Annotated in this window: 1 protein-coding gene; it reads left to right on the forward strand. The window is 47.7% G+C overall.

Going from position 1 to position 384, the window contains the following annotated elements:
- On the forward strand, positions 1-384 hold a 384-nt coding region (locus tag AB4585_RS26095; RefSeq protein ID WP_372171665.1), incomplete at both ends, for a flagellar basal body P-ring protein FlgI.

Consider the following 384-nt stretch of genomic DNA (forward strand, 5'->3'; position numbering starts at 1 on the left):
GCCTGAGTCTCCAAACCAGAAGACGATCACTTTGTCTCTTACGAGGCCTCACTATCAAACATCGGTAAATATTGCGAACAGAATCAACGAGCAATTTGGCGGTGAGATAGCAAGGGCAGTGAATAAGGGTGTTGTTGAGGTCGATGCGCCTTTAACTCCGAATACTCGTGTTTCTTTTTTGTCGCTGATTAATGAATTAGTGGTCAAACGTGGCGTAGATGGTCCACAGGTAGTTTATAACTCGCGTACTGGCACGGTTGTTGTGGGTCAGAACGTAACAGTAAGTCGAGCAGCCGTATCGCAAGGTGGTTTGACAGTAACGATTAGTGAAGACCCATTCGTTTCACAACCGGCAGTGCTGAGCAAGGGTGAGACAGTGACGGG

This window comes from Vibrio sp. 10N.222.49.C9 (assembly GCF_041474985.1).
GTDB lineage: Bacteria > Pseudomonadota > Gammaproteobacteria > Enterobacterales > Vibrionaceae > Vibrio > Vibrio crassostreae_C.